Genomic DNA, 13,562 nt, shown 5'->3' on the forward strand with positions numbered 1-13,562 from the left:
TCAGGCCAGCAGCGCTGCGAGGCTGTACCCGCGCCAGAAGCGGTATTGCGCCATTTTACTCGTGCGCGACTCAAGCCAGCCTTCGCGGTTCGACAGGATCAGGGTCAGTTCGCCCAGCGTGCCGGCGCGCAGCGCGGCCAGCAGGGGCGCGAACCAGTCGCGCTCGAGCTGCGCCATCGCGGCGAGCCATTGCGACCAGTCTTCCGCCAGGCCCGCAGGCAGCGCGTGGCCGACGACGGCCAGCTCGCCCGCGCGCAGTTGCGCCGGCGTGACGGCGCGCCGATCCGGCGCGGCCAGCATTGCCAGCCAGTCCGGCGCTTGCGCCGTCGCCAGCGTGCCCTGGGGCTGCTGTGCGGCGGACGCACCACCCCACAGCCAGAACGAATTGATCGGCGCCAGGCCACGGGCCTGGCGCTCATCGTTCAATGGATGGCTGAACCACAGTATCTGTACTTCGTTCTGCAGGCGGCGGAACGCGCGCGCCGTGTCGCCCGTCGGCATCCATGGGTGCAGATTGTCGCCGCTGGCCGCGTCGGGCGATGCGGTCGCCAGCCCGGCCCAGGCGTCCGCGCGCATGAACCACGTCAGCGCGTCGCCGTACACCAGATCATGACCGTCTTCCCGGAACAGCGGCAGCACGGCGTCGAACAGCGTACGCGCCTCGGCCTCGGGCAGCCGCGTGGCGCGCAGGTCCGTCATCTGCAGGTGCGTGCCGACCTGCACGTTGATCGGATGGACGATGAACCAGTGCCCGGCATCCGGCCGTTTGCCGAAACCGGCCATCACGGCCGTGGCCACTGGCGCATCCTGCGCCGCCAACCCGAGCGCGCGGGTGACCAATGCCTCGTGCGGCAGCACGCGGTGGTCCGCGGCGTCAGGATGGTACTGCTGCGCGACGTGGCGGGACAGCAGGGCGGAGAGAGCAGGCGCGCCGGACGTGTTCAGTGCACGGATCAGATCGGGCGCCATCGGCGCGGGCGGCAGGGCGAACGGAAAGACGACGGTGGTGGAAGACATCCCGTCATTGTACGGTTTTTCCGGCCGCGGCCCCAAGCTGCCCCGCCACGAATGGTGGTGTTTCCCAGCATGAAATGCTGTTTATATGGCAAACTGCGCACTTTCGCGTCGGGATCACGTCCGTCATATGAGTTTTTTCAGGAACCTGCCGTTCGAGTGGCTGGTCGGGCTGCGCTATACGCGCGCCGGCAAGCGCAGCGGCCGTAACAGCTTCATCTCCTTTATTTCCGCCATCTCGATGGCCGGTATCGGCCTGGGCGTGGCCGCGCTGATCATCGTCCTGTCGGTCTACAACGGCTTCCAGAAGGAAGTCACGACCCGCATGCTGTCCGTGCTGGGGCACATCGAGATCTACCAGATGGGTGGTCCGATGGAGGACTGGCACGCCACCGCGCGCGAGGCCATGCGCAATCCCGAGGTGCGCGGCGCCGCCCCGTTCGTCGAGACACAGGCGCTGCTGGCGCATGGCGGCGACGTGCTGCGTCCGGCCATCGTGCGCGGCATCCTGCCCGACGAGGAGCCGAAGGTGTCGGATATCGTCAAGGAAATCCGCCAGGGCAGCTTCGCCGAACTGAAGCCGGGCGCGTTCAACATCGTGCTGGGGATCGAGTTGGCCAGGGCACTGGAAGTGAAGGTGGGCGGCAAGGTGGCGATGGCGCTGGCCGAAGGCGGCCTGTCCGGCAGCGCGCCGGGCATGCGCACGTTTACCGTCGTCGGCATTTTCGAGGCCGGCCACAACGAATTCGATTCCACGCTGGCGTACGTGCACCTGGAAGACGGCCAGCGGCTCCTGAAAATGGCGGGCCCGTTCGGGCTGCGCCTGCGCGTGCAGGACATGCAGCAGGCGCCGGAGATCGCCATGCGGTTGAAGCAGTCGATGCCTGGCGAACTGCTGATCCGCGACTGGTCCAAGCTGAACGTCAACTGGTTTGCCGCCGTGCAGACGCAGAAGCACATGATGTTCGTCATCCTCACCATGATCATCGCCGTGGCCGCATTCAACCTGGTCGCCACGCTGGTGATGACGGTCACGGACAAGCAGGCCGATATCGCCATCCTGCGCACCCTGGGCGCCTCGCCCCGTTCCATCATGAAGGTCTTCATGATCCAGGGTGCGCTGGTCGGGGTGCTGGGCACCGCCCTGGGGGTGGCGGGCGGCGTGGCGATCGCGCTGAACGTGGGCGTCATCGTACCTGCCATCGAATCGCTGTTGGGCGTCAAGTTCCTCGCCAAGGATATCTATTTCATCAGCGCCGTGCCGTCGGACCTGCGCTGGCCGGACGTTGCCGCTATCGGCGCCACCGCCGTCGGCCTGGCGTTCCTGGCCACGATCTATCCCAGCTGGTGGGCCGCCCGCGTCAAGCCGGCGGACGCGCTGCGGTATGAGTAACAAGGATTAACCATATGGTCAAGAATCTGCCGTTCGAGTGGCTGGTCGGCCTGCGCTATACGCGTGCCGGCAAGCGCAGCGGCCGCAACAGTTTTATCTCGTTCATCTCGCTGATTTCGATGGCCGGCATCGCGCTGGGCGTCGCGGCGCTGATCATCATCCTGTCCGTCATGAACGGCTTCCAGAAGGACGTCACGGACCGCATGCTGTCCGTGCTGGCCCACGTCGAAGTATTCGACACCCACGGCGGTATGCCGGACTGGCAGCGGCAGGCGAAAGTGGCCATGACGCACCCCGAAGTGCGCGGCGCCGCGCCGTTCTCGGAAAGCCAGGCGGGCCTGATGCATGGCGGCGAGGCGCTGCGTCCCGCCATCGTGCGCGGCGTGCTGCCGGAGCAGGAGGCGCAGGTGTCGAGCGTAGCCAGGCAGGTGCGGCAGGGCAGCTTCGAGGCGTTGCGGCCTGGGCAATTCAATATCGTGCTGGGTGTCGATCTGGCGCGTGCGCTGGGCGCGAGCCTGGGAGAAAAGGTAACGATGGTGCTGCCGCAGGGGACCGTCACGCCGGCCGGCCTGGTGCCGCGCATGCGCTCCTTCACGGTCGTCGGCATCTTCTCGGCGCAGCACCAGGAGTTCGATGCGGGCATGGCCTTCATCCACCTCCAGGACGCCGAGCGGATGCTGCGCATGACGGCGCCAATGGGCCTGCGCCTGCGTCTGGCCGACATGCACCGCGCGCCTCAGGTGGCCGAGGAGCTGAAGAAGCTGATGCCGCCGGACGTGACGGTGCGCGACTGGTCCAAGCTCAATGCCAACTGGTTCGCGGCCGTGCAGACGGAGAAGCGCATGATGTTCATCATCCTGACGCTGATCGTCGCGGTGGCGGCGTTCAATCTGGTGTCCACGCTGGTCATGACGGTGACGGACAAGCAGCCCGACATCGCCATCCTGCGGACCCTGGGCGCGTCACCCCGTTCCATCATGAAGATATTCATCATCCAGGGCGCGCTGGTGGGCCTGCTGGGCACCGTGCTGGGCGTGACCGGCGGCGTGCTGGTGGCGCTGAACATCGACGTGATCGTGCCGTTCATCGAGCACCTGTTCGGCGTGCAGTTCCTGTCGCGCGACATCTACTACATCAGCACCGTGCCGTCCGACATGCGCTGGCCGGACGTGACGAAGATCGGCATCGTGTCCGTGCTGCTGGCGTTCCTCGCCACGATGTACCCCAGCTGGTCGGCCGCGCGCGTAAAACCCGCCGAGGCGCTGCGCTATGAATGAGTCAACACAAACTATGAACACCATGAACACCGCATTGAACAACCAAGCGGTCCTGTCGTGCCGCAACCTGGGCAAGACGTTCACCCAGGGCAGTTATGCCGTGGACGTCCTGCGCGGCATCGACTTTGCCGTCCATCGCGGCGAGCGGGTCGCCATCGTCGGCGCTTCGGGCTCCGGCAAGTCCACCTTGCTGCACCTGCTGGGCGGCCTCGATACGCCGACCACCGGCAGCGTGACGTTGCAGGGCAAGGACTTCGCGGCGCTGTCGGAAACGGCGCGGGGCGACCTGCGCAACGCCTCGCTGGGATTCGTCTACCAGTTCCATCACCTGCTGCCGGAGTTCTCGGCGCTGGACAACGTGGCGATGCCGCTGATGATCCGCCGCGTCAAGCGCGCCGTGGCGCAGGAGGCCGCGCAGGCGATGCTGGCCCGCGTCAACCTGGCCAAGCGGGTCACGCACGTGCCGGGCGAGCTGTCCGGCGGCGAGCGCCAGCGCGTGGCGCTGGCCCGCGCGCTCGTCACGCAACCGGCCTGCGTGCTGGCGGACGAGCCGACGGGTAACCTGGATCATGCGACGGCGGAAGGGATCTTCGACCTGATGCTGGAGCTGTCGCGCACCCTCGGGACGGCGTTCGTCATCGTCACGCACGATCCGGAGCTGGCGCGCCGCTGCGACCGCATGCTGCGCATGACGGACGAAGGGCTGCGCCCGGCATAACGGAGAGGCTGCCATGTGGATCGATACGCACTGTCACCTCGATGCCCGCGAATTCGGCGGCGAATCGCTGCGCGTGGCGGCGGATGCGGCAGCGGCCGGCGTATCGATGATCGTCATCCCGGCCATCGACGTCGGCAATTTCGACGCCGTCGCGCAGCTGGGCGCCGGCGCGCCGAACGCTTGTTACGCCCTGGGCATCCACCCGATCTGCGTGCCTGCCGCAACCGACGACCATCTGGTGGCGCTGCGCCAGCGCGTGGCGGCGGCAATGAGCGATCCGCGTTTCGTCGCCATCGGCGAGGTGGGACTGGACTTCTTCCTGCCGCACCTGGCCGAGCCGGCCATGCGCGAAAAGCAGATCCGTTTTTTCCGCGAACAGCTCAAGATTGCCCGCGAGTTCGGCCTGCCGATCCTGACGCACGTGCGCAAGTCGCAGGACCAGGTGCTGAAACACATCCGCCAGATTCCTCCCGCCGGCGGCATCGCGCACGCTTTCAATGGCAGCTTCCAGCAGGCGCAGGGCTATCTCGACCTCGGCTTCAAGCTGGGCTTCGGCGGCAATCTGACCTTTACCCGCGCATTGCAGATCCGCCGGCTGGCGGAGCAATTGCCGCTGTCGGGCATCGTGATGGAAACGGATGCGCCGGATATCGCCCCGCAGTGGGTGCATCCGGGCGTGAACACGCCGCGGCAGGTGCCGGCAATCGGGGCGGCGCTGGCACAGCTGCGCGGGATCGGCGTCGACGAGGTGCGTGACGTGACGACGGCGAATGCGCATGTTGTGATGCCGCGCCTGGCTGCACTGATGCCGCCTGGCGCCGACGGCTGACGTGGCGGCGCGACAAACTAGTACCCCTTCCTTCGCAATGCGGCTAAACTTACCTGAGGTTACGCACGGGTCGTAACTATCAAGGTGCCTCACGCGCGGCCATCGAAAGCGTGGAGGCCGCATGATCAAGAATATCGTCCTGTTTATGGATGGCACCTGGAACGGCGCAGGGGACGATTACCCCACCAATGTTCGCAAGCTGTATGAACGCGTGTTGGGGCAGGAGTCGCCCAAGCAGCATGTTCACTATATCCGCGGCATTGGCACCAGCGCCGCGGGGCCGGCGCAGCTGCCAGGCTGGCATCGCGCCGCCAACCTGCCTGCTGAAAGCAACTCATGGCTCGGCAGGACGAAGCGGCGCTATCTTGGTGGCGCGTTTGGCCTGGGGATGAGCGCCAAAATCCGGGAAGCGTACGCGTTCCTCGTCCAGCACTACCGGCCGGGCGACCAGGTATTCCTGTTCGGCTTCAGCCGGGGTGCCTTCGCGGCCCGTTCGCTTGCCGGATTTGTCGAGGAAGTGGGCCTGCTGCTGCGGGAAGATATCGCCATGGTGCCGCAGGCCTATGCTTTGTACGAGTCGAAAAGGAAAGCCGACCGTGACAAGCTGCCGGCGCTGATGCAGCGGTTGACGGGCATTCGCCGGCCTGGGCCGGAAGGCGAGTATGTGCTGAAAGTGCACATGATCGGCGTCTGGGACACGGTGGGCGCGCTGGGCGTGCATGAGCGGCAGAAGACAATGCCGATCTTTAATACGGGCTACCACAACACCCGTCTGCCGGAAAATATCGCGCATGCGCGCCATGCACTGGCCTTGCACGAATTGCGTGCGCAGTTTGCACCGCTGCTGTGGGACCATTGCCGGCCCGCGCAGTCGCTGCTCCAGGTGTGGTTCGCCGGGGCGCATGCGGATGTGGGCGGCGGATATGAGGACACGACATTGTCCGACATCGCGCTCGAATGGATGGCCAGCGAGGCGGCGCATCTGGGACTGCGCGTGTGGTCGGACCCGCGAGGCGTAAGCGCTGCGATTGGCGCACAGGCCGTGCACAACCCGCTGACCGGATGTTTTGTCCTGGCCAAGCCGGCAATCCGTGGGGCGATCGCGCGGCTGGCGGAGCTGCCGGATGGCGCATTGCCGCGCGATCTGGCGTCGCATGCGGTCCACCAATCCGCGCTCGACCGGTTGAGCATCGTACTCCACTACCAGCGGGGCAAGGAGATTGCCGAGGCATGGCGGCGCATCGACGACGACACGGCCAGGATGGCAATCAATCTGCTTTGCCAGGGGCGGCCGCCGGTCCAGCCTGGCGAAGTCACGCTGCAAGCGCCGGCCCTGACGCCGCGACCCGTACCCGCCGTGCTGCGCACGGGCACCAGCGCAGCGGCGCTGGCGGCGCTGGACGATACACAGGCATCCTGGCTCAAGGTTTTTCCCACGACGCCCGCGGCGCTCGTGCTGCCGCTGCTGCTGAACGCAACGCTGCGGGGGGGGAGCGCGGCCGCGAAACCATCGGCAGGCTGACCGGTATTCTCTCGCAGCGCATCACCGAAGGCACTCCCGCCGTCCAGGCGCAGGCGATTCGCGATGGCAGCGTGTTGGCGGCGTCCCTCGGGCAGACTCGCGCCACGCTGCCCGGCCAGTGCGACGCGTTGTTCGATGCCTGCAGCAGCAGGCTTGGCGTCAGCGCGGCGGTGGTGCGTTAGGTCCGCCGGGCGGCCGGCCTCAACGCACGAACGCCGGCCGCTTCGGATCGAACGTCCAGCCCGGGAAGAAGTACTGCATGGCGACGGCATCGTTGCGCGCGCCCAGCCCCATATTGCGGTACACCTGGTGCGCCCGCTCGACGGCATCCATGTCCAGCTCGACGCCGAGGCCGGGCGCCGTCGGCACGTCCACCTTGCCGCCCACGATTTGCAGCGGATTTTTGGTGAGGAACTGGCCGTCCTGCCAGATCCAGTGCGTGTCGATCGCCGTGATCCTGCCCGGTGCGGCGGCGGCCACGTGGGTGAACATCGCCAGCGAAACGTCGAAGTGGTTGTTCGAGTGCGAACCCCACGTCAGGCCCCATTCCTTGCACAGCTGCGCCACGCGCACGGAGCCCTGCATCGTCCAGAAATGCGGGTCGGCCAGCGGAATGTCGACCGACTGCAGCTGGACCGCGTGGCCCAGCTGGCGCCAGTCCGTGGCGATCATGTTGGTGGCCGTCGGCAGGCCGGTGGCGCGGCGGAACTCGGCCATCACTTCGCGGCCCGAGTAGCCGTCCTCCGCGCCACACGGGTCTTCCGCGTACGCCAGCACGTGATGCTGGTCGCGGCACAGACGGATGGCGTCCTTCAGCAGCCAGCCACCGTTCGGGTCCAGCGTGACGCGCGCGTCCGGGAAACGCTCGGCCAGTGCCGTGACGGCGGCGATCTCCTCTTCGCCGGCCAGCACGCCGCCTTTCAGCTTGAAGTCCTTGAAGCCGTAGCGGGCGTAGGCCGCTTCGGCCAGCCGCACCACCGCTTCCGGCGTCATGGCCTTTTCATGGCGCAGGCGCAGCCAGTCGTCCGGCTCGTCCGGGGCGCTGTCGTAGGGCAGGTCGGTTGCCGCGCGGTCGCCCACGTAGAACAGGTAGCCCAGCATTTCGACCTGGTCGCGCTGCTGCCCGTCGCCCAGCAGCGCGCAGACGGGTACGCCGAGGAATTTGCCGAGCAGGTCCAGCAGCGATGCTTCCAGCGCCGTCACGGCATGGATAGCGATGCGCAAGTCGAACGTCTGATTGCCGCGGCCGCCCACGTCGCGCTCTGCAAAGGCTGCGCGCACCTTGTTCAGGATGGCCTGGTAATTGCCGATCGACTGGCCAATCACAAGCGGGCGCGCATCCACCAGCGTGCCGCGGATCGCTTCGCCGCCAGGCACCTCGCCAACGCCCGTGTTGCCGGCACTGTCCGTCAGGATCACCAGGTTGCGGGTGAAGTAGGGGCCATGCGCGCCCGACAGGTTCAGCAGCATGCTGTCGCGGCCGGCAATGGGAATGACGCGCAGTTCGGTAATCACGGGCGTGCTGGTGCGGGTGGTCTGCTGCATGGTATCTCCTGCTGTGCGAAAATGATAGAAAATGATTTGCTGGGCGACGGCAATGCTTCCGCCGTTGCGAACGATGTTAGCCGATCAATGCACTTGGCGCAACCGCAGGACAAATATTTACCCTCCAGATTCTCAATAGTTAGATAACCGATTGATTGTAATGAGCAAAGAGGATTTCTCGACAGTTTGCACAAAAGCAGGACTCATGGCTATACTGTTGCAAAGCTTATGACAGAAACTGATGCATCATATCAGTCGCGCCTAGACCCGCGTGCCGAAAGTACAAAGCGGGCGTCCAACCATCATGCAAACAGGAGACAGCATGCCCACACAGCAACTGAAAAGCCCGGCCGCGGCGCCAGCAGGCGTTCGTGCCAAACCCACCCGCGTGCGCTGGACCATCCTGGCGATCCTGTTCATCGTTACAACGATCAACTACGCCGACCGCGCCACGATCTCGATTGCGGGTCCGGAGCTGAAGAAGCTGCTGGATTTGTCCGCCGTGGAGATGGGTTACGTGTTTTCCGCTTTTGGCTGGTCGTACGTGCTGGCACAGTTGCCCGGCGGCTGGCTGCTGGACCGGTTCGGCTCCAAGATCACCTATTTCTTCAGCATCTTCCTGTGGTCGCTGTTCACGCTGCTGATGGGTGGTGTCGGCTTCCTGGCGGGCGGCTCGGCCGTTGCCGCGCTGTTCTGCCTGCGCCTGCTGGTCGGCGCGGCCGAGGCGCCGTCGTTCCCCGGCAACAGCCGCATCGCGTCCGCGTGGTTCCCTACCGCCGAGCGGGGCAGGGCAGCCGCCATCTTCAACTCGGCCCAGTATTTCGCCACGGTGCTGTTCGCTCCCCTGATGGGCTGGCTCGTGCACAGCTTTGGCTGGCAGAGCGTGTTCTACGTGATGGGGGCGCTCGGCATCGGCATGTCCGTGGTGTGGTTGTATACGATCCACGGCCCGCGCCAGCATCCGCGCGTCAACGCGGCCGAGCTGGCCTACATGGAGGCGGGCGGCGCCCTGATCGACATCGAAGGCGGCCCGCGCCTGGCCGACAAGATCGCCACGTGGCCCAGCATCCGCCAGTTGCTGGGCAGCCGGATGCTGCTGGGCGTGTACATCGGCCAGTACTGCATCACGACCCTGACGTACTTCTTCCTGACGTGGTTCCCCGTCTACCTGGTCCAGGAACGGCAAATGACGATCCTGAAGGCCGGCTTCGTGGCCGCGCTGCCGGCCGTCGCCGGCTTCCTCGGCGGCATCCTGGGCGGCGTCATTTCCGACCGGATGATCAAGAGCGGCGCGTCGCTGTCGGCCGCCCGCAAGACGCCGATCGTGGCCGGCATGCTGCTGGCGATGAGCATGATCATCTGCAATTACGTGGAGCAGGACTGGCTGGTCATTGCCGTCATGTCACTGGCATTCTTCGGCAAGGGCATCGGCGCGCTGGGGTGGGCCGTTGTCTCGGACACGTCGCCGAAGCAGGCCGCCGGCCTCAGCGGCAGCCTGTTCAATACGTTCGGCAATACGGCCGCCATCACGACGCCCATAGCCATCGGCTATATCCTGGACGCGACGGGTTCGTTCGCCGGCGCGCTGGTCTTTGTCGGCGCCAACGCGCTGGTGGCGATCCTGTGCTACCTGTTTGTCGTGGGCGACATCCGCCGCTTCGAGTTCCGCCAGGACTGAACACGGTAAAATTGTCGTTTCGCCACACAAACGACCATGGAACCACTGCAGCCCGACGAGCCTTACATCACCAGCGCGACGCTGAACGACGTCGCCCGCGTTGCCGGCGTTTCGCCGATCACGGTGTCGCGCGCGCTGAACCAGCCGCAGCTGGTGCGCCCCGGCACGCTGGCGCGCATCCAGGCGGCGGTGCGAGCAACAGGGTATGCGCGCAGCCGGCCACCGGCCGCCCCCGCGGGCGACCGCAGCAAGCTGGTGGCGCTGATCCTGCCGACGGTAGCCAATCCCATCTTTGCCGACATGGTGCAGGCGGCCAGCGACAAGCTGACGGCGGGCGGCTACCAGCTGCTGCTGGGCCTGGCCGGCTATGAAATCTGGCGCGAGGAAATCCTGGTCGAGACGGTGCTGAGCCGCCGTCCCGACGGCCTCATCCTTACTGGCACGCTGCATTCCGATAACACCCGGCGCCGGCTGGAATCGGCCGGCATCCCGATCGTGGAAACGTGGGACATCACGCCGCACCCCATCGACATGCTGGTGGGTTTCTCGCATGAACAGGTGGGGCACACGGTGGCCGCCCGGATGCTGCAGAAGGGTTACCGCCGGATCGCCATCCTGACTGCCAACGATCCGCGCGCCGCACGCCGCAACCTGGGGCTGCAGGCGGCGCTGGCGCGCCAGGGCGTCGGCGTCGTGGCGACGGAGACGGTGACGACTCCCGCCAGCCTGCAACTGGGACGCGAAGGCTGCGCGCGCCTGCTGGCGGCGCATCCGGATATCGAGCTGGTGGTTTGCAGCTCCGACACGCTGGCCCAGGGCGCGATGACCGAAGCGGCCAGCCGGGGGATGCGCGTGCCGCAGGCGCTGGCCGTGCTGGGCTTCGGCGACCTGAATTTCGCCGCCTACACGTTCCCGCCCATGTCGAGCGTACGGGTGGATGGCGTGGCCATCGGCGCCATTGCCGCCCAGGCCATCCTGGAGCGCCTGGGCGAATCGACGAACGGGCCGCGCGTACCGAAGGTGACGGACACCGGCTTCGAGCTGATCGAGCGGGGCAGTACCTGACGGCTTATTTCTGCTTTGCCGCCGGCGCGGCGACACCGTCCGGCAGTGCGAACGCCACCAGCTCGTCGCTCATTTTCGTGCCCAGCGAACCGTGGCCGCCGGCCATGACGACCACGTACTGCCTGCCCGTCTTGTCGGATACGTAACTCATCGGCGTGGCTTGGCCGCCCGCGGGCAGCCGTGCTTTCCACACGACCTTGCCGTTGCTGACGTCATAGCCGCGGATGTAGTAATCCAGCGTGCTGCTGAGGAAGGCCACGCCGCCGCCCGTGGTGGCCATGCCCCCCAGGCTCGGTACGCCCAGCGGCAGGGCGATCGGTACCGGTGCGCTGTCGCGGGTCGTGCCGTTCTTGTGCATCCACACTTTCTTCATCGTGCGCAGGTCGACGGCGGCCACATAGCCCCATGGCGGCGCCTGGCACGGGAAGCCCAACGGCGACAGGAACGGCTTGATCTCGACGGCAAATGGCGTGCCGTGCTGCGGCTGCAGGCCCATCTCGGAACCGGTACCGCCCTTGGCGTTGGCCTGGGCGCGCGGCACGAGGCGTTCCAGGAAGCCCATATAGTCCGGATTGACGATCAGCAGCTGGCGCACCGGGTCGACGGCGGCGCCGCCCCATTCGAAAATGCCCAGCGGACCCGGCGAGATGATGGCGCCGCGACCGGCCGTCTGCGGCGTGAACGGACCTTCGTAGCGGTGCTGGCGGAAGATCACGCGGCAGGCCAGCTGGTCGAACGGCGTTGTGCCCCACATGTCCGTCTCGCTGATATTGCGCTCGGGCAGGAATGTCAGCGCCGAGAAAGGCTGCGTCGGCGAGACGTGGTCGCCTGCCGCCACATTGCCCGTGGGGACAGGCTTTTCTGGCGCCGGCACGACCAGCGAGCCGTCGCGGCGGTCGATCACGTAGATGTCGCCGCGCTTGGTTGTCGCCACGACGGACGGCACCTTGCCCCTGGGCGTGTCGATGTCGACCAGCGTGGGCTGGCCGCCGATGTCCATGTCCCAGATGTCGTGGTGCACCGTCTGGTAGACCCAGCGCAGCTTGCCCGTCGCCAGGTCGAGCGCGACGATGGCGCTGTTGAAGCGTTCGCCATTCTTGTTGCGCCGGCCGCCCCACGTGTCGGGCGTCTCGTTGCCCATCGGGATGTACACCATGCCCAGCTTCTCGTCGACGCTGGAGACGCCCCACGAGTTGGGCGAATTGTTGACATAGGTCTGGCCGGTGCCGATCGGATTGGTTTCGTCCGGACGGGCGGCATCCCAGTTCCACAGCAGCTTGCCGGTGACGGGGTCGAAACCGCGGATGACGCCGGACGGCTCGTTGGTCGAGTCGTTGTCCGTCACGCTGGCGGCCATGACGATCGTGTGCTGCGACACGGCCGGCGGCGACGTCGGCATCAGGAAGCCGCGCTTTTTCATCGCCATGCCGTGGTACAGGCCGATCACGCCGTTGTCGCCAAAGCTCTTGCAGGGCCCGCCAGTGTCGGCGTTCAGGGCAATCAGCGTGGCGTCCATCGTCGGCGCAAAGATGCGGCGCGGGCATTCCATCGCGGCCGTATCAGGCACGGGCTTGCCGGGCGCGGCGCTTGCCGCGTTGGCATCCCAGTACGACACGCCGCGGCAGATCATGTGCTGGTAGCCGGCGGCATCGCGGTTGATCTTCGGGTCGTGGCGCCAGATTTGCTTGCCGGTATCCGGATCGAGCGCGATGACGATATTGTGCGGCGTGCACATGTACAGCATGCCGTTGACCTTGATCGGCGTGACTTCGTTGGCAATCTCGGTGGGATCGTTCGGGCCCTTGATGTCGCCCGTATGGAAGCTCCAGGCCTGCTGCAGTTTGCCCGCGTTGGCCGGCGTGATCTGCGCGGCGGGGGCGTAGCGGTCGCCCAGGCCCGAGCGGCCGTACGCCGACCAGTCGTTCGGTGCGACGCCGGCCACGTCCGGCACCGTGCGCGCGGACATGTTCGCCGCCGGCACCTCGCCGTGCAGGTCATGGTAGTCGTGGAACAGCGCGGCGAGGCCGACCAGCACCGTCAGCACGGCCGAGCCGAACAGGGCAACGCGGCCGCTGTCCCTGCCTTGTGGCGCCTTGCCCAGCCGGCGATTTACAAAAGGCAACAGTAGCCAGACGGCGGCGGCGAACCAGATGTCCAGTCGCGGCAGCAGCTGCCACCAGTCGAAGCGAACTTCGATGACGGACCAGACAACGGTGCCCAGCAGGACAAGCGCCAGCAGGCTCTGAGCGGCGCGGCGGCCCTTGAACACGAGCACGCCGGTGGCCAGGAGGCCAAGGCCGGCGAGCACATAGTAGGGCGAGCCGCCAAAGCTCATCAGGTAGGCGCCGCCGCCAAGCAACACGAGGCCGAGCAGCGCGAAAATGAATCCGGTAATGGCCAGAAGCGGCCCGGGGCGGGATGCGGAAGACATGGAATTCCAATCGGTTGAAAGCTACAGTCGGTATGATATGCTCACACTTGGACTTTGTAAACTTATGGGTTTCTTAACTGCGCGTCACGT

The 13,562-nt window shown here is 66.3% G+C and carries 10 protein-coding genes; 7 read left to right on the top strand and 3 right to left on the bottom strand.

The window, feature by feature from the left end; genetic code table 11:
- On the bottom strand, positions 1 to 1,017 hold the full coding sequence (locus E1742_RS01965) for a hypothetical protein (protein ID WP_134383240.1): 1,017 nt from the start codon (positions 1,015 to 1,017) through the stop codon (positions 1 to 3).
- Between the two features lie 127 nt (positions 1,018 to 1,144).
- Here E1742_RS01965 and E1742_RS01970 point away from each other — a divergent pair, with 127 nt between their 5' ends.
- The 5 genes from E1742_RS01970 (at position 1,145) to E1742_RS01990 (ending at position 6,753) form a co-directional block, all read left to right on the top strand.
- The gene (locus E1742_RS01970) at positions 1,145 to 2,407 is read left to right on the top strand and encodes a lipoprotein-releasing ABC transporter permease subunit (RefSeq protein WP_134383242.1); all 1,263 of its coding nucleotides are present in this window, start codon (positions 1,145 to 1,147) and stop codon (positions 2,405 to 2,407) included.
- Between the two features lie 14 nt (positions 2,408 to 2,421).
- Entirely contained in the window at positions 2,422 to 3,684 is a 1,263-nt protein-coding gene (locus E1742_RS01975; protein ID WP_134383244.1) for a lipoprotein-releasing ABC transporter permease subunit, read from the top strand.
- A 13-nt stretch (positions 3,685 to 3,697) separates the two neighbouring features.
- Positions 3,698 to 4,402: a lipoprotein-releasing ABC transporter ATP-binding protein LolD gene (gene lolD, locus E1742_RS01980; protein ID WP_371860194.1), complete on the top strand. Its 705-nt coding sequence runs from the start codon at positions 3,698 to 3,700 to the stop codon at positions 4,400 to 4,402.
- Between the two features lie 13 nt (positions 4,403 to 4,415).
- On the top strand, positions 4,416 to 5,231 hold the full coding sequence (locus E1742_RS01985) for a TatD family hydrolase (RefSeq protein ID WP_134383248.1): 816 nt from the start codon (positions 4,416 to 4,418) through the stop codon (positions 5,229 to 5,231).
- Positions 5,232 to 5,352: 121 nt separating this feature from the next.
- Entirely contained in the window at positions 5,353 to 6,753 is a 1,401-nt protein-coding gene (locus E1742_RS01990; protein ID WP_134383250.1) for a T6SS phospholipase effector Tle1-like catalytic domain-containing protein, read from the top strand.
- Between the two features lie 201 nt (positions 6,754 to 6,954).
- Here the strand turns inward: E1742_RS01990 and gudD are convergent, their stop codons facing one another.
- The gene (gudD, locus tag E1742_RS01995; RefSeq protein WP_134383252.1) at positions 6,955 to 8,298 is read right to left on the bottom strand and encodes a glucarate dehydratase; all 1,344 of its coding nucleotides are present in this window, start codon (positions 8,296 to 8,298) and stop codon (positions 6,955 to 6,957) included.
- 322 nt (positions 8,299 to 8,620) lie between these two features.
- Here gudD and E1742_RS02000 point away from each other — a divergent pair, with 322 nt between their 5' ends.
- Complete coding sequence (locus tag E1742_RS02000) at positions 8,621 to 9,976, top strand: MFS transporter (RefSeq protein WP_166793389.1); 1,356 nt, start codon at positions 8,621 to 8,623, stop codon at positions 9,974 to 9,976.
- A 36-nt stretch (positions 9,977 to 10,012) separates the two neighbouring features.
- Positions 10,013 to 11,041, top strand: a complete 1,029-nt coding sequence (locus tag E1742_RS02005; RefSeq protein ID WP_134383256.1) for a LacI family DNA-binding transcriptional regulator — start codon at positions 10,013 to 10,015, stop codon at positions 11,039 to 11,041.
- Between the two features lie 4 nt (positions 11,042 to 11,045).
- On the opposite strand, the gene E1742_RS02010 is transcribed toward E1742_RS02005, so the two are convergent.
- A complete protein-coding gene (locus E1742_RS02010) occupies positions 11,046 to 13,472 on the bottom strand; it encodes a membrane-bound PQQ-dependent dehydrogenase, glucose/quinate/shikimate family (protein ID WP_134383258.1) in 2,427 nt (808 codons plus the stop codon).
- Positions 13,473 to 13,562 lie beyond the last annotated feature (90 nt).

Source organism: Pseudoduganella plicata (assembly GCF_004421005.1).
Classification (GTDB): domain Bacteria; phylum Pseudomonadota; class Gammaproteobacteria; order Burkholderiales; family Burkholderiaceae_D; genus Rugamonas; species Rugamonas plicata.